15 protein-coding genes are annotated in these 16,665 nt (G+C 58.6%); 12 read left to right on the forward strand and 3 right to left on the reverse strand.

The features are described 5' to 3' along the window. Positions 1-141: 141 nt before the first annotated feature. The gene (locus HOP44_RS01390) at positions 142-1,008 is read right to left on the reverse strand and encodes a polysaccharide deacetylase family protein (RefSeq protein WP_172249862.1); all 867 of its coding nucleotides are present in this window, start codon (positions 1,006-1,008) and stop codon (positions 142-144) included. 258 nt (positions 1,009-1,266) lie between these two features. Here HOP44_RS01390 and HOP44_RS01395 point away from each other — a divergent pair, with 258 nt between their 5' ends. Next, positions 1,267-2,907 (forward strand): glycoside hydrolase family 5 protein, encoded by a 1,641-nt coding sequence (locus HOP44_RS01395; protein ID WP_172249864.1) that lies wholly within the window; start codon positions 1,267-1,269, stop codon positions 2,905-2,907. Positions 2,908-3,009: 102 nt separating this feature from the next. Here HOP44_RS01395 and HOP44_RS01400 read toward each other — a convergent pair whose 3' ends face one another. After that, on the reverse strand, positions 3,010-4,854 hold the full coding sequence (locus HOP44_RS01400) for an ABC transporter ATP-binding protein (protein WP_172249866.1): 1,845 nt from the start codon (positions 4,852-4,854) through the stop codon (positions 3,010-3,012). Positions 4,855-5,053: 199 nt separating this feature from the next. Here HOP44_RS01400 and rnhA point away from each other — a divergent pair, with 199 nt between their 5' ends. From rnhA to HOP44_RS01415, 3 genes are all read left to right on the forward strand, one after another. Beyond that, positions 5,054-5,695 (forward strand): ribonuclease H, encoded by a 642-nt coding sequence (gene rnhA / locus HOP44_RS01405; RefSeq protein WP_172249868.1) that lies wholly within the window; start codon positions 5,054-5,056, stop codon positions 5,693-5,695. A 227-nt stretch (positions 5,696-5,922) separates the two neighbouring features. Further along, entirely contained in the window at positions 5,923-6,591 is a 669-nt protein-coding gene (gene ung, locus HOP44_RS01410; protein WP_172249870.1) for a uracil-DNA glycosylase, read from the forward strand. A gap of 24 nt (positions 6,592-6,615) precedes the next feature. Further along, a complete protein-coding gene (locus tag HOP44_RS01415) occupies positions 6,616-7,029 on the forward strand; it encodes a hypothetical protein (RefSeq protein ID WP_172249872.1) in 414 nt (137 codons plus the stop codon). 253 nt (positions 7,030-7,282) lie between these two features. On the opposite strand, the gene HOP44_RS01420 is transcribed toward HOP44_RS01415, so the two are convergent. Then, positions 7,283-7,747: a GNAT family N-acetyltransferase gene (locus HOP44_RS01420; protein WP_172249874.1), complete on the reverse strand. Its 465-nt coding sequence runs from the start codon at positions 7,745-7,747 to the stop codon at positions 7,283-7,285. Positions 7,748-7,954: 207 nt separating this feature from the next. Here HOP44_RS01420 and HOP44_RS01425 point away from each other — a divergent pair, with 207 nt between their 5' ends. From HOP44_RS01425 to nikE, 8 genes are all read left to right on the forward strand, one after another. Continuing rightward, positions 7,955-8,449 carry a YflT domain-containing protein gene (locus HOP44_RS01425; protein ID WP_172249876.1) on the forward strand — a complete coding sequence of 165 codons (495 nt, stop codon included), beginning with the start codon at positions 7,955-7,957 and terminating at the stop codon, positions 8,447-8,449. A gap of 217 nt (positions 8,450-8,666) precedes the next feature. Further along, positions 8,667-9,914, forward strand: a complete 1,248-nt coding sequence (locus HOP44_RS01430) for an ATP-grasp domain-containing protein (RefSeq protein ID WP_172251505.1) — start codon at positions 8,667-8,669, stop codon at positions 9,912-9,914. Further along, entirely contained in the window at positions 9,911-10,699 is a 789-nt protein-coding gene (locus HOP44_RS01435) for a Rossmann-like domain-containing protein (protein ID WP_172249878.1), read from the forward strand. Before HOP44_RS01430 ends, HOP44_RS01435 begins: the two co-directional genes overlap by 4 nt. A 22-nt stretch (positions 10,700-10,721) precedes the next feature. Then, positions 10,722-11,525 (forward strand): class I SAM-dependent methyltransferase, encoded by an 804-nt coding sequence (locus HOP44_RS01440; RefSeq protein ID WP_172249880.1) that lies wholly within the window; start codon positions 10,722-10,724, stop codon positions 11,523-11,525. Positions 11,526-11,547: 22 nt separating this feature from the next. After that, the gene (locus HOP44_RS01445) at positions 11,548-13,167 is read left to right on the forward strand and encodes an ABC transporter substrate-binding protein (protein ID WP_172249882.1); all 1,620 of its coding nucleotides are present in this window, start codon (positions 11,548-11,550) and stop codon (positions 13,165-13,167) included. Positions 13,168-13,188: 21 nt separating this feature from the next. Then, the gene (locus tag HOP44_RS01450) at positions 13,189-14,151 is read left to right on the forward strand and encodes an ABC transporter permease (protein ID WP_172249884.1); all 963 of its coding nucleotides are present in this window, start codon (positions 13,189-13,191) and stop codon (positions 14,149-14,151) included. Next, entirely contained in the window at positions 14,144-14,971 is an 828-nt protein-coding gene (locus tag HOP44_RS01455; RefSeq protein WP_172249886.1) for an ABC transporter permease, read from the forward strand. Before HOP44_RS01450 ends, HOP44_RS01455 begins: the two co-directional genes overlap by 8 nt. A 33-nt stretch (positions 14,972-15,004) precedes the next feature. After that, positions 15,005-16,654 (forward strand): nickel ABC transporter ATP-binding protein NikE, encoded by a 1,650-nt coding sequence (gene nikE / locus HOP44_RS01460; protein ID WP_172249888.1) that lies wholly within the window; start codon positions 15,005-15,007, stop codon positions 16,652-16,654. Positions 16,655-16,665: the final 11 nt, after the last annotated feature.

Here is a 16,665-nt window from a genome sequence, read left to right on the forward strand (position 1 = left end):
GACATGATATCGTTTCTTCGCCGAATTTCTCCCTCGCCTTATCGCTTTGCTCGGAATCAGACTTTCTCGACGCGTTGAAGCCCGGCTCTCTTGGAGATCCGGGCTTTTTTTTAGGGCTTGCGGACGCAGGGCAGCCTGGTTTCAGCGTCCCGTGGACGCGGATCGCTGAAGCTCGCGCAGTTCGCGCCAGCCGATCAAAGCGATATTTTCCTCCTCGATAACGCGCCGTACGTCGGGATCGAGGAACAGGCGGTAGTCGTACAGGCGGTAAGGCCAGCTGTCGGTGATCGCTTTGAGCTCTTCCGTCTCCAGCGACGGGTGAAACAGCAGCTCGGTTACGCCCGGTTCCAGCCCGCGCAGCAGGTCGATCACATGGTCTCGGGCAAAATCGTAATCTTCGCCTTCGCGGTACGTGAACGGCAGCCCGATGACCCGATCGGGATGCAGGACGCCCTGTTCTTTTGCGAGCGCCGCGATTTCCGCTTCGTCGCCGCTTGCGTAAGCGGGATGCTCGGAGAAGCGGACCGGCAGGTCGTATTCCGCCCCCAGTTCGATCAGCAGCCGATGATGCACATTGCGCAGGCTGCCCATATGGTTGTCCAAATGCGTCGGATCCATGCCGAGCCGCTGCGCCATTTCAATCTGGGCGACCATTTCGGCCCGGACGACGGCCGGGTCCACATCCGGCATATAACCGGAATCGGGCGGGAAATGTCCCTGTTCGTCGGTCAGGATGCGGGCTTCGGCGCTCTGCAGTACCGGTCCCCACTTGTAGGCTTCCCATTCGCTTGTCGAGGTCAGATGTACGCCCACATCGAGCGCGGAATCGAGTACGGCGGCCCGGGCCGCTTCGGGCGCCCACGGACAATTGACCATCAGGGTGGTCGAAGTGATCGCGCGGCGCTCCCACAAGTCGATGATCGCACGGTTGGTCGAGTGGCACATCCCGAAATCGTCGGCGTGGACGATCAGATGGCGGCGTTCGGTCCAGTTTTTCAGCGTAAGCATGATAGGTCTCCGTTCTGTTCGTATTTCCGTCCGAAGTCTACTTACCGACCGCGTTCGGGTCGTTCTTTTTCCATTATGCCCGCAAACCGCTGCGAAAATCCAGCGCACCGCCGCAGAAGCCCGCAGACCCGGAATAATGTCCGTTGATCCGAAAAAAAAGTCCTTACGCCCCGCATGGATAACGCTTACAATTTGGGAGACTCCTGTCCGACTGTCAATCGGGCAGGCCTACGTATCGAAGAATCGGGAGGGAAAGCCATGTTCGGGAAAACGGACCGCTCGCTTGTCAAAGGCTTCCTGCGGGCGCAGGGAAACCGGATCGTCAACGGAGAAAACGAAGAGATCGTTCTTACCGGCTGGGGGCTCGGCAATTGGCTGTTGAGCGAAGGGTACATGTGGAGTACGCATCACGAACGCTTTGATCGCCCGAGGCGGATCGAAGCGGTGATTCGGGAACTGACGGGCGAAGCGTATGCGGAGAAGTTCTGGACCGCTTTCCGGGAGCGTTATATTTCGCGGGAAGATATTCGCCAAATGGCGGAGCAGGGCTACAACTCGGTCCGTATTCCGTTCAATTGGCGGGTTCTGATGAAAGAAGGGCCGGACATCGTCTGGATCGAAAAAGGATTCGCTCTGATCGATCGCTGTCTGGACTGGTGCGAAGAATTCGGTCTGTATGCTTTTCTCGATCTGCACGGTGCGCCGGGCGGTCAGACGGGTGCCAATATCGACGACAGCCTCGACGATCGGCCGCGCCTGTTTACGGATCCGGACAGCCGCCGCAAAGCGGTTGAATTGTGGAAAGAACTGGCCCGGCGGTACCGGGAACGCTGGATCGTCGGGGGATATGACCTGCTGAACGAACCGCTGCGTCCGGGTCTTGTTCCCGATCGGCACGAATATCCGCTGGTGCGGAAGCTGGCGGAATTCTATGACGAGACCATTGCGGCGATCCGCGCAATCGACGAGCGCCATATGCTGTCGATCGAAGGGCACCATTGGGCCACGGATCCGGCGATTTTCTACAAAAGGTACGACGGGAACATGGTCATCCATTTTCACCGTTATGCCTGTATGCCGGGCGCGGAAGCCTACGAAACTTATCTGAAGCTGTCGCAGCGCTTGGATCAGCCGCTGTGGCTCGGCGAGACGGGCGAGAACCTGCCGGAGTGGTATGCCGCCATGTATCCGCTGGCCGTTTCGCTCGGGATCGGATACAATTTGTGGCCGTGGAAAAAGATGGACTGCGACAATTCGCCTTATTCGATCGTGCGTCCGGAAGGCTGGAGCGAGCTGACCGCTTATCTGGAAGGCGGGGCGCATCCGGGATACGGACGGATGCATGAAGTTTTCGACGATTATCTGGAACGGATTGTTACGGCCAACTGCCGCTACAATCCGGCGGTTTCCGCTTCCGTCTTCCGGCGGCCCGGCTGTGCGGTGCGGGGAACCGATTTCGACGAACAGCCGGGCCGGGGCTTGTCGTTCAGCGGGCTTCGGCAGGAAGGGAATCTGTACGAATACCGTGCGGGTACCGGCATGGAGATTGTGCCGCTGGCCGACGATCCGCCGCCGAAGCGGTTTGTGTTCGACTGCGGCTGGGATTTCCTCGGTCTCGCGCTCGAAAAAGAAGAATTTGCGGTGTATACGTTCACTTCCGTCGGTCTCGGGATGTTCGCGGAGATCGTCTGCGAAGCCGTGGAAGGAGACGCGGAAATCGAGATCGAACAAGACGGGAGCGGAGCGGTAAAGCATCGGGTCGGCAGGGGTAGCGGAACGCAGGTCTGCATGGCGGACCTGCAGGAAGCGTCCGAGACGAAGCTGAAGCTGCGCGCTGCGCGCGGAAGGCTGATCGTCCATACCGTTGCCGTCCGGGAAGTGGAACGCGAACCGGATTGAAAAAGCGGGGTACGGCGGAATTCCGCCGTGCCCCGCTCTCGTCTTCGGTATGCCGAAGTGTCTGCGAATCCAAGGATTGGCGTCCCGGTCCGAATCCCGGCTTCAATCCTGCGCTTGCGCCGCAAACTGTTTGTCGTGCAGTTCTTTGTACAGCCCGCCCTGCGCAAGCAGCTCCGCGTGGCGGCCGCGTTCCGTGATTCTGCCGTCGTCGACGACCAGAATCTGGTCCGCGCCGCGCACCGTAGACAGCCGGTGCGCGATGACGATCCCGGTTTTGCCGTGCAGCAGCGATTTCATCGCCTGCTGCACGTAATGCTCGGAGCGGGTATCGAGCGCCGAGGTCGCTTCGTCGAGAATCACGATTGGAGGGTTCTTCAGCAGAACCCGGGCAATGGCGATCCGCTGCTTTTCGCCGCCCGACAGCTTGATCCCCCGATTGCCGACAAGGGTATCGTAACCGTCCGGAAGCCCGGTAATGAAATCGTGGATGTAGGCGGCCCGGCAGGCGGCGATCAGACGCTGTTCATCCGCAGTCTCGTCGGCGTACAGCAGATTCTCGCGGATCGAGCCGTTGAACAAATACGTATCCTGCGTGACCAGTCCGATATTGGAACGCAGCGACTCGAGCGTCAGCGACCTTACGTCGGCACCGCCGATCGACACGCTGCCTTCGGAGACATCGTACAGACGGGGGATCAGCTGGGTAATCGTCGTTTTGCCCGCTCCGCTGGGTCCGACAAGAGCGGTGACCGTGCCCGGTTTGGCGGCAAACGATAGGCCGCGCAGCGCGGGTTTGTCCGGCCGATAGGCGAAGCCGACATTCCGGAACTCGATCCCGCTGCCGGAAGCCCCGGCGGGAAGGTCCGCAGAGGCGTTTACCGGAAACTGCGGCGAAGCTCCGGGCCGGTCCGCGATCTCCGGCACGAGATCGAAATATTCGAAAATGCGCTGAAACAGCGCCACGGAACGTTTGATATCGACATAGAGATTGGTCAATTGGCCGACCGGGCCGTACAGCCGGCCCAGCAGCGCGACGAAAGCGATAATGGCGCCGACGGTAATCTCGCCCTGAATAAACAGATAGCCGCCGTATAAATAGATCAGCATCGGCCCGATCGAACCGAAAGTGCCGACAAGCATCATAAACCAGCGGCCGGCCGTGGCTTCGCGGATTTGCAGCCGGGTGGTCTCGGCGTTCGCTTCCCGGAAGCCTTCGTATTCGCGCGATTCGCGTGCGAACAGCTTCATAAGCAGATAACCGCTGATCCCGAGCGTTTCTTCGATGATCCGGTTCTGCTGCCCCAGCTTCTCCTGCGTCTGCCTGGCGAATTTCCAGCGCACCCGTCCCATCCGCCGGGTGGGTGCGGCGAACAGGGGAAGCACGCACAAGCTGAGGATGGCGAGTTTTTCATTCATGATAAACAGGGTGACGGCCGTCGAAACGAGAATCAATACATTGCTGGCGAAGCTGACCAAAGTTCCGCTGAACACGCCCTGGATGCCGGCGATATCGCTTGTCATGCGGGTAATGACTTCGCCCTGCTTGACGTTGGAGAAAAACGAGAGCGGCAGACTTTGCAGGTGACGATACATATTGTTCTTCATGTCGTAGACGATATGCTGCGAAATATAGGTGTTGAGGTAACTTTGCAGAACGCCAAGCGTGCCCGATACGATCGTAGCCGCAAGCGAAGCCAGAACAAGGAAGGTTAACAGCCGCATATCCCTGCCGGGCAGTGCCCGGTCGACGATCTGCTGGATCAGCAGAGGCGGAAGCAGCCCCAACAGCGAAGTGACAAGCAGCACGGCGAACACGGCCAGCGTGCGTTTGCGGTAAGGAACGAAATACGAAGCGATCCGGCGCAGCATGGCGGGAGACAGATCGGGCTTCTCGGAATTTTCATCGAATTTCATGCGCCCCATACCGGGGGTTCCCATTTTGGACATCGGTTCAACTCTTTCCTCCATAGTCTTCCAGTCGCGATGGGAATAGTTTAGCATGAACGAATTTTGTATACAAGTGTATACGAATTGAAGAGATGTATTTTTTGGCTCTGCCTCCTTCCTATACGGTTGCATTTGGAAGGATCGAACCCTTATAATGAAGTGTTTCACAAAAAAAGGCCCAAAAAGGCTGGAGGTGCGCATGGGCAAGTCGAAGTTTTATGTCGTCTGGACAGGCAAACAGCCGGGGATCTATTCCACCTGGGCGGAATGCAAAGCGCAGGTGGACGGGTTTCCGGGCGCCCGCTACAAGTCGTTCGAATCGAAGAGTGCGGCCGAAGAAGCTTACGCCGGCGGCGCTAAGCCTTACATAAGGTCCGGCGGCGGAGCCGCGAAGAAACCGGCGGCTGCGAGAGCCGGAGCCAAACCGGCAAGCGACATCGATTACAACAGTATCTCGGTGGATGTGGGAACGCGCGGCAACCCGGGACCGGTGGAATACAAAGGCGTCGATACGGCGACGGGAGAAGTGATCTTTTCGCACGGGCCGGTATCCAAGGGAACGAACAACCTGGGCGAATTTCTGGCTATCGTGCATGCCCTGGCCCACATCCAGCGCGAAGGCAGCGACAAATCGGTGTACAGCGATTCCGTCAATGCCATCAAATGGGTCAAGCAGCGCCGGGTATCGTCGACGCTTCCGCGCGACCCGTCGACGGAAGAGATCTGGACGCTGGTGGACCGGGCGGTGGAGTGGTTGGAAACGCACCCGTACAGCACGAAAATCATGAAATGGGAAACCCGGGACTGGGGCGAAATCAAAGCCGACTACGGCCGGAAATGAAGCGGGCCGTGCGCCTGCCAAATTGCGCCTTATCCCTAAACGTGCTAGTATAATTTCTAACGTTTACCGGACCGCCAGGCCGGCTCTTGTTCGCGCGAGAGTCGGCTTTTTGACCGTTTTTCGGTGTCCGAAACGTCGGGACCGTTTTCGGGTAATTCCGGGTAAAGGCCGAACGAATTTCCCTTAAGGCAAGCCGCGGCAGGAAATTCCGGAAAGGAGCGAAACGAATGTTTGGCAACGATTGGGACGAGGTATTAAAAGACGAGATTCGTCAGCCGTATTTTGAAGAGTTGATGCAGCGGGTCGGGGAAGAGTATCGGACGCATACCGTATACCCGCCGGAGCCTCTTTTGTTTCAGGCATTGAAGCTCACCCCTTTTGCCACCGTCAAAGCCGTTATACTCGGTCAGGATCCTTATCATGGACCGGGTCAGGCCCATGGGCTGAGTTTCTCTGTGATGCCGGGGGTGAAGATTCCGCCCTCGCTGAGAAATATGTACAAGGAATTGAACTCGGACCTCGGTCTTCCGATCCCGAACCACGGGTATTTGATCCGCTGGGCCGAGGAAGGCGTACTGCTGCTCAACGCCGTGCTGACGGTAAGGGAAGGCCAGGCCGCCTCGCATCAGAAGCTGGGATGGCAGCGTTTCACCGATGCGGTCATCCGGGCGATCGGGGAGAGAACGCAGCCGGCCGTATTTATTTTGTGGGGCGCCCATGCCCAGAAAAAAGCAAGCCTGATCGATACCGGACGCCATGCCGCATTGAAATCCGTGCATCCGAGCCCTTTGTCGGCAAGAGGCGGTTTTTTTGGCAGCCGGCCTTTTTCGCAAACCAACGATTATTTGAATTCACACGGCATCCAGCCGATAAATTGGGAAATACCGTCGCTGTAAAGCGACTGCCCGGAGGTGCGCGCTTTGAAACATTGGGTAGGGAAAAAAGTGGTGGTCGACAATGGTGGGCCGTATCAGACGAAGCGCTACGGGACCCTGATTCGCTGGAACGACAAAGAGCAGTATGTGGTTCTGAGTCCCGGAGGCGTACGAATCGGAATGAAAGATATTATGTCGATCCGGGAAATCGATGTCCTGCCGCAGGAAAGCCGTCAGGCCGCAGGCCGTCCGAACGCTATCGGTTATGTGATGAAAACGATGCGGCAGTTTGAACATGCGATTCTGTTCCGTTCATCGGTCATGATCTGGGCGGGAGACAACCTGCTGGCATCGGCGGCTTGTATCGCCAAGCACAACGACCAGACGGTCACGCTCGAAGACGGCAGCGTTCTGGACAAGCGGGAGCATCGTTTCGTCGTTCGTTCTTTCCGGGGATAAAACGGCGGGAACAAGCGGGGCGGCATCCATCTGTTCAATCCCGGGTCCGTGTCGATGCCCAAAGGCGGCTGGCCGCCGTCTTTCGGGATATTGGACGAGAACGGACTGACCGTGCAGACGCTAGGTGACACCGAACCGATGCGCCCGGCGCTGGATTGATCCTGGTCGCCTATCGGCCGGAAGCCAACTTGAAAAGCCGGAACCTGTAGGTTCCGGCTTTTTTTCGTGCCTTCGAAAGGATTGGACCATCTCCTCAGTTGGAATCGGCGTCCATCCATTCCTTGACCATGCGTACATGCAGAATACCGGCATCGTAGAACGGTTCGCCGGGAACGGTGCGGTATCCGAGCGATTGGTAAAAGCCTTCGGCCTGGCACTGGCTGTCCAGTACGGCGCTGCGGTATCCGGCTTTGCGGGCCGCCGTTTCGAGAGATTCCATCAGCAGGCGTCCCACTCCGCGGCCGCGATAGGCGGAGCGGACAGCCACACGCTGCATTTTGGCCGCCCCGTCCTTGTAGGGAGTAAAGCGCCCCGCCGCCGCGTCTTCGTCTTCGGCGGCGAGCAGGACATGTCCGGCGGCCGATCCGATCCGGTCATAGTCGTCGATCTCCAATTCTTCGGGCACCTGCTGCTCCTCGATAAAGACCTCCCGCCGCACGGCAAGACACCGCTGCAGCTGACTGTCGGTTTCGATCGTGATTGCGTTCCAGTTGTTCATGGGAAGTCCTCCTGTCCAAGCCGCCTAACGGCCTAATCAAAGATTCATTATAACGAACAAAACGCCGAATATCCATGCGGATTCCGAAGCGGATTCGGCTTCGCGAAAACGGTCGATCGGTTAAGGAAGCTCCGAATCGGTTAATAGGGGAATGAGAAGGAAGAGAGACACAAATCCGCCAAGACCAGAATGAGACAGGAGGAAGTCATGATGACGAATCGAAACATTATCGGTGTATTTCCGACCGAACAGGCCGCGCTCGACGCCATTCACCAACTGAAGGCCCAAGGGGTCGGCAGCGACCAGATTACCGTGATTGGCCGCGATCCGCAGCATATCGAAGAAATCAGCGAAGATACGAACCTCAAATCCCCAGAAGCCAATACGAAGCCCGAGGAATCCAAAGGCTTTCTGAACAGTATCCGGGATACATTCTCGGAATCGGGCACAAGCGAGTTTACGAATGTAGGTCCTTATGTGGCGGCCGGAGCGCTGGCCCATAAGTTCATCGGCTCGGATACCTATTACGGCGGCAACGGCTGGAGCGACGATTTCACTTCGCTTGGCTTCAGCGTCGAAGAAGCGAAGAAATACGACGAAGCGGTTCAGGCCGGCGGCATTCTGCTGCTGCTCGAAGAATCGGCCGGCGACCTGGGTGCCATTCGCAGTATTCTCGGCACGACTGCGAATACAAGCGAATAATTGACGGTAGACGGAACGAAATGTTTAAAAAAGGCCTTTTCCGGATTTTCGGAAAAGGCCTTTTTTTGATCCATAAAGCTTGTAAATCGCGGCTTGTGAAGTCCAATCTTTCGAAAATCTTTTTGCGGACGGATCTATTGACAAAAAAATCAATGGTGTATATTGTATAATCGTAATCATTACGAAAAAGGAGGGGGAAGTTACGGCACATTTATTGATGATCGAGAGTTGGGTAGGGGCAAGCGGGAATCTGCTGCCGCCGCTTCTCAAAGAAAAAGGGCATACGTACAGCTTCGTGACCCGAAAGCCGCTTCACTACGGAGAAGGAGGCAGCCAACCGCTGCATCCCGTTCTGGCGAATGCGGAAGAGGTACTCGTCACGGAGACGAATGACACGGCGGGGCTGATCGGGTTCCTACGTTCTTATTCGTTTGACGGCGTCATTACGGTATGCGATTACTACATCGATACGGTAAGGGAAGTCGCCCGGGCTTTTTCTCTTCCTTGTCCGTTTCCCGATACGGTCGAACATGTGCGAAACAAATACCGGATGCGGGAAGCTCTGGATCAGGCGGGACTCTCCAATCCGCCGTACCGGATTACGCGCGATTGGGAAGAAACGAAAGCGGCTGCCGAACAGATCGGCTATCCGCTTGTCGCGAAGCCCGTCGATCTGGCTTCCAGCGCGTTCGTCAACCTGATTCGCGATGTCGAGGAATTACATAAGGCTCATACAGCCCTTGAAGGTTTTCCGCTTAATTTCCGGGACCAGGAACGCGACCGCCGCCTTTTGCTGGAAGCGTTTATGTCAGGCAGCGAAGTGAGCGTGGAAAGCGTCTGCTGCGCAGGACAGATCCATACGCTCGGCATTACCGACAAGTCGGTCACCGGGACGCCTTATTTTATCGAGAACGGGCATATGTTTCCCGCCAATTTGAATGAAGAAACGGCGGAGGAAGTCAGGCTGTTTGTCGAACGGGCGCTGAGGGCGGTTGGATTCGACCACGGTATCGCGCATACCGAAGTGATGCTGACCGCGGACGGTCCGCGCATCGTCGAGATTAATCCGAGAACAGCCGGCAATTACATTGTCGAACTCGTGCACCATGTCACGGGACTCGATCTGCTGGATGTCTTCGCGGACCTGGCGCTGGGACGCGAGCCTGTGCTTGATACGCGGAATTCGGGTATTCAAAGCGCGGCGATTGCGTTTCTCGTTCCTCCGGGCGAAGGCACAATAGCGCGAATGGAAGGCCTGGAAGAACTCGCGGACGACGAGCGAATTACCCGGTTCCGGTTCGTGGACTGCGAGCAGCGTTTCGTGGAAGCTCCGATCGATAACGCCTGTTATCTGGGCCATGTCGTTGCGGTGGACCGCGAAGGCCGACAGTCCAGGCAATATGCCGAGGATGCGCTGTCCCGGATTCGGCTTCATTACGCGGAGCAAGGCGGGGCCGCGAAATGAATCTACGTACATTGCAGGAAAAGATTCTGCGGGGAGAACTCGGCTCCGATCCCGAATCGGTCTGCGTAACCGGCGCGGTCAGTATGTACCAAACGACGCAGTTCCCGGGTTCTTCCGTCAAATACCGGAATCACTACCTGCTGCTGAGGGTGCAGGAAGCATTCGGCGCCTGTTCGCATACGCCCGAGCAGCTTGCCGCGGAAGCGGCGGAAGAATGCTCGGGCCGCTCCGTGGCGCAGCTGCTGCGGGATCCCCGCCTGCCTGTGCGCGTCGCGGCAATGGATGCCTATTTGGCGGCCATGCGTCCGCATCGCCTGGCCTGCCGGGAAGCGGCGGACATTGCGGCAGGCACTCCGCTGGAGAAAGCGCAGCGGCGCGATGCCCAAATTGCCGAGACCGCGCAAATTGTGCCGGGCAGCAAGGTCGCGCTGATCGGCGTCGTCAATCCGTTGATTGAAGCGATCGAGCAGCGAGGAGGGATCTGCCTGCCCTGCGATTTGCAGATGGACTATACGCAGCGCGGTCAGCGCGTGGAGAAAGACATGCACATCGTTCTGGACCAGGCGGACAGCGTAATCTGCACGGGAATGACCTTGAGCAACGGGAGCTTCGATTCCATTGTGGAAAAGGTCAGAGCGCGCGGCGTTCCGCTTACCGTCTATGCCCAGACCGGCAGTGCCGCTGCCGCAAGATTCGTAGGCGAAGGAGTCAGCCGGGTCGTGGCCGAACCGTTTCCTTTCACCCAGTTTAGCGGCGGCGTCTCCGAGCTGTTTATCTACCATTGAAGGTTGGAAAAGGAGGAATAACATGCCGGCAAACGTCAATCCGGATCGCGATAACTTTTTGCATGCCAATCCGCCGCTGTATCTGACTTTTAACGGGGAAGAAGATTCGGGCATGGCGCGGTTTATCCACAAGCTGCTGCGCGAATTCGGGTCGGGACCGAAAGTGCTGGACGTAGGCTGCGGACCGGGACGGGAGGTCGCCTGGCTGAGCGAAGCGGGTTATGACGTCACGGGGCTGGATCAATCCGAAGAGATGCTGCGCTGGGCCAGGGAACGATATCCGCGGCTGCCTTTTATACGGGGAGATCAGGAAAGTTTCGAACTGCGCGAGAAATTCGATGCGTTGACCTGCGTGGGCAGCACTTTTTTGTACAATTTTACGAATGAGAATGTACACGCCAGTCTGGCCTGCTTCCGCAGTCATTTGAACGAAGGCGGGCTGCTGTATCTGGACATGCGCAATGCGGCTTTTTTCCTTACCCGGGAAGGGCAGCGCTGGCTGCAGGAAGAATTGGTCGATCAGCGCGTGTACGAAGGGCAGGCGGTGACGCTGCGCACCCGTTTTTCGATCGACCTGCCCCGGCAGCTGCTGCTGCGCGATTACAGCTGGGAATTCAACGGGCAGGAGCCGATCGCGGAACATCTTCAGCACCGGCTGCTGTTTCCGCAGGAACTGGTCCGGTATCTGAACGAAGCGGGCTTCCGCGTACTGGAATTGTTTGACCATCCGGCCCCGCATATCGGAGCTTTCGAAGAAGATCAACCGCTCGCGTTCGGAACGAGCATGCAGGGCAGAAGACTTCAGCTGCTTGCGCAGGCCATTTAAATAAAGTTGGGGGTTCGTTTGTATGAATAGAAAAAAGCTTCTTCTTCCGTTGCTCTTTATTTTTGTGATGATCTTGTGGGGATGCAGCGGCGGCGGCCAGGCGGCAAGCGAGAATGCGGCCGGGAATCGGGCCGAAGCGGCGCAGGCGGATAACAGCGCCCCGAACAGCGGTGAGGCTCCGGGCACGGATGAGAAGGCTCCGCAGGAGCTGGTCATCGCCGATCAGGAAATCGCGGCCGCGCTGGATCCCGTCCAGCCGTTGACGTCCAGCTACCTGATCGCGATCGGCGCGGGAGAAACGTTGTTCAAAGCCGATCCCGAAGGAAAGATCCGGCCCGTGCTGGCCGACAGCGCCGAAGCGATCGACGCGAATACCTGGGAGATCAGTCTCAACCCGGAGGCGAAGTTCTGGAGCGGGAAAAAGGTCGATGCCGAGGCGGTCGTCGCTTCGCTGGAACGCTCGCGCGAGCTCGACAAGCAGGTTGTTCCGTACATTCAGGATCTGACGTTCTCGGCGGTGAATGCTTCTACCTTGCAGGTCGAAACGGCCCGCGAAAATATGGACGTTCCCTTGAACCTGTCTTCGTACCAGACGCTGATTCATAACGCGGAAGCCGCTTATGATTCGGTAGACACGATGGACTTGTCGGGAATGTACAAAGTGACCGCATTCGAACCGCAAAAGCGGATGGAACTTGCGGTCAACGAAAACTATCGGGGCACGAAGCCGGCGATCGCGCGCGTCGTGCACGAACAGATCAGCGACGAGCAGACGCGCGTGCTGTCCGTATTGAGCGGAGCCAGCCATATTGCCCATAAGCTGCCGGTATCGGCGATCGAACAACTGCAGGCCGAAGATACCGTCACGCTTGCGACAACGCCCGCTTCCAATACGCAGACCGTTTATTTGAATTTGGACCAGCCTAAATTTCAGGACGTGCGGGTCCGGCAGGCGCTTTCCTGGGGCATCGATCGCCAGGAACTGATCCTGCAGGCCGCAGAAGGACAAAGCTTCCCGGTTACGACCTGGCTCAGTTCCAATCCGGCGTTTGCCGAAGCGCGAAGCGCGGTGTACGCGCAGTACGATCCGGAGCAGGCCGGCCGGCTGCTCGACGAAGCCGGGTGGGTGCCCGACGGCTCGGGCATCCGGATGAAAAACGGCGAACCGCTTACCCTTTCGCTGATGACCTGGGGCGGCGATCGCGCGCTTGGCGAGACGCTGCAGTATCAGTGGGCGCAGCTCGGGATTCAGGCCGAGATTCAGCACGGCGACTACAGTCTGATCGAGACGGCGCGCGAGACCGGGAAGTGGGATGCTTTTATTGAAGCGTGGAGCACGTTTGGCGAACCGCATACGCTGCTGACCGGACAATACTCGCCGGAAGGCGGCGGCAATTACGGAGGATTCGACGACGCGCGGGCAAACGAACTGCTGGCCCAATTGGAGGGAGCGTCAGACGAAGCGTCGCGGCATGCCCTGGCGCTTGAAGCCAATACCTATATCGCCGAACAGGCTCCGGTGATCAGTCTGTATCCGCGTCCGCAGGTTACGGCAGTCAGCAGCACTCTGGAAGGATTCGTCGATCATTTTCGCCCGTTCGAAAATCTGGTAAACGAACATCTGAAATTTGTTTCTCCGTAACGGGAAAGGAGGCGGACGCTAATGGGACGGCGACTTCTGCTTACGTTTCTGCAGACGCTGATGACCGTTTTTGCGGCTTCGATCGTTCTGTTCGCGCTGATCCGCCTCGCCCCGGGAGATCCCGCCAAACTGCTGATCGGCAGGACGATGGAGATTGCCCTGGATGAAAGGACCTACGCCAAGATGTTGGGCGAAATGCGGACGGAAATGGGCTTGACCGGCAGTTGGTTCAGCCAATATCTGTCCTGGGCCGGCAGCCTGCTGCGGATGGATTTGGGCACTTCGTTCTATACGCAGCGGGCCGTGGCCGCCGAAATCGGCGAACGGCTGCCGGCCACGTTCCTGCTGGCGGGTACCGCGCTTCTGATCCAGGTGGGCATCGGTCTGCTGATCGGCATGTTATCCGCTTTGCATGCCGGCACCCTGCTGGATACGCTGGTCCGATTGGGATGCGTGCTGCTCGCTTCCGTGCCAGGCTTCGTGATCGGTCTGCTGCTGCTGTTGGCGCTTGCCGTCAAGCTGGAACTGTACGCCATCGGCAGCGAGGCGGGTTTATCGCGATTATGGCTGCCGGCTCTTACGCTGGGCCTGTTGGGAGCGCCGCAGATGATCCGCGTCGTACGGGCCAATCTGCTCAGCGAATTGGGGCAGGTGTATGTGCAGTCCGCGTTGTCGCGGGGACTGGGCACGCGCCGCGTCGTCGGACATGCGATGCGCAATGTGCTGCTGTCGACGATTACGCTGATCGGTCTTTCGCTGACCGCTTCTATCAGCGGAGCCGTCGTAATCGAGAGCATTTTTGCGTGGCCCGGGCTGGGCGAATACGCCCTGAACGGAATCCTGCACAAAGATTATCCGGCGCTGCAGGGATATGCCCTGGTTACGGTCTTGTCGGTCGTGGGGATCCATCTGACGGTAGAGGCGCTCTACGTCTGGCTCGATCCGCGGATCACGCGCCGGAAAAAGGAGGCGGCCCATGAATAGCCGGCGAGGTTCGCATACGTTGGTTTTCGGAATGGTCATGCTGGTGCTGCTGGCCGTGCCGATCTTCGCCGCTCCCTGGTTGTCGTTGGACGATCCTCTCGCCATGAACGCGGGCGCGCGGCTGGCGCGGCCCAGTCTGGAGCATCCGCTCGGCACCGACCGGTTCGGGCGCGATCTGCTGACCCGAACGCTGCACGGGGGCCGGACGACCCTGCTGTCGTGCGGACTTGCGCTGGGATCGGCTTTGGCGGTCGGCATGCTGCTTGGGGCTTTGGCCGGCATGTTCCACGGTTCCTGGTTTGATATCGTGCTGATGCGGATCATCGACGTCCTGCTGGCTTTTCCGTTCATGGTGTTTGCGATGGTGATTGCCGCCTTGTTCGGCACCAGCCTGTTTCATCTGCTGTTGGCCGTCGTGATTCTGTGGTGGGTCAACTTTGCGCGCCTGACGCGCAGCATCGTGCTGAATACCCGCAAAAGCACTTCCGTGGACGCCGCGTTCGTACTGGGGATTTCCCCGCTCCGGATCCTGCTCAAAGAGCTGCTGCCGCAAGCTTTCGGTCCGGTACTCGTGTTGGCCACGTTTGAGTTGGGCCATTTGATTTTGGCGATTGCGGCGCTGTCTTTTTTGGGACTGGGCTCCCAGCCGCCTTCTCCCGAATGGGGCAGCATGCTGGCCGACGGCCGCGCCCATTTCATGACGACTCCGCATGTGCTGCTCGGTCCGGCCTTGTTTATCGTGCTGACGGTGCTGGCGTTCAATTGTATCGGCGAAGGACTGCGGGATCGAATCGATCCGTATGAGAAACACCGGATTTGACGCAGCGGAAAAAGAAAGCGGGGGGAAGGAGGCATGGAGATCGCGGACAAGCGGGAAAGGCTTCAAATCGAGAATCTGGAAGTGACCTATCGGCAGAACGACAACGTTCACACGGTGTTGGACGGCATTTCTTTTACGATGTACGAAGGCGAAATTTTGTCCCTGCTCGGCGAAAGCGGATCGGGCAAATCGACGATCGCCAAAGCGCTGATCGGACTGCTGCCGCCTTCCGCGGCGATCAAGTCGGGGACGCTTGGCCTGGACGGCGAACCGGTCATCTTCTTGTCTCAGCCGGGCGGGGCCTGGAATCGCCTGCGGGGTCGAGGCATCGCCATGCTGTTTCAGGATGCGCGATTGGCGCTGAATCCCGTGATGAGCATCCACGCGCATTTTCGCGAGACGCTGCGTGCGCATCGGCTGGCACCCAAACAAGACCCGTCTTCGATCGGCGCAGGTTGGCTGGCGCGCCTCGGGTTTGCGGATCCGGCGAGAATCCTGCGCTCGTATCCGCATGAGTTAAGCGGGGGCATGTGCCAGCGCGTCTGTCTGGCGCTTGCGCTCTGCCTGCGTCCGCAAGTGCTGATCGCGGATGAACCGACTTCGGCTCTGGATACGGTGAACCAGGGGGAAGTGCTGGATCTGCTGCAAAGCCTGCAGCAGGAACTTGGTTTGTCGGTGCTGCTGATTACGCATGACCTGAACCTTGCCGAAGCGTTAAGCCATCGAGTGATGATATTGGACAAGGGGCGCATCGTGGAAAAAGGAGAGACGGCCCGGGTGCTGGCGCAGCCGAAGCACGGTTATACGCGGCAGCTCCTGGCTGCCCGCAATCTCACCTCGCTGTCGGAAGCGGTATCTGTTTCGGGCAGACGCGACGTTCCCCTGCTTGAGCTGCAGGATCTGAAGCAATCTCACGGTTCGCAGCGCCGGATCTTGAACGGCGTAAATCTGCGGCTGCACGATCGGGAGATCATCGGCATTCTGGGACAAAGCGGATGCGGCAAATCGACGCTTGCCCGGTGCATCGTGGGACTGGACCCGGCGGATGCCGGGACCGTTCGATTCCGGGGGCGCGATATTACCCGCTTCAAGGGCAGAGCGAGGCGCAAGCTGGCCCGGCATATCCAGCTCGTGTTCCAGGATGCCCGGGCCAGCCTGAATCCGCGCCGCAGCGCGCTGGAACTGGTACAGGCTTCCTTGCATGCTTTCCGGATCGGCAGCCGCAGGGAGAGGCTTGAACGTGCCCGCTTCCTGCTGAACGAAGTCGGCATCAAGGAGGCGGCCCAGCACCGCAGGCCGCCGCAGCTCAGCACGGGACAATGCCAGCGCATCGCCATCGCCCGCGCTTTGGCCCTGCGGCCCGAGATCCTTATTTGCGACGAAGCCGTTTCGGCTTTGGACATGAGCGTGCAGGCGCAGATTCTGGAGCTGCTGCAGCGGCTGCACCGACAGTTCGGTTTTTCGATCCTGATGATTTCCCACGATGTTCGGGTACTGCGCACGTTTTGCCATCAAATCGCGGTCATGCACGAAGGACGATTCGTCGAGCAGCTTCCGGGCAGCCGCCTTGCGTCCGGGGAACACGATCATACCCGTCTGCTGCTGCGCAGCGCCGATCGCTTGGAAGCGGAGGCTCGACCGGCTTCGGCCAGGGAAACTAACATGACGCACAGTTCGCACTAGAGGAGGACACC

Source organism: Saccharibacillus deserti (genome assembly GCF_013618475.1).
Classification (GTDB): Bacteria; Bacillota; Bacilli; order Paenibacillales; family Paenibacillaceae; genus Saccharibacillus; species Saccharibacillus deserti.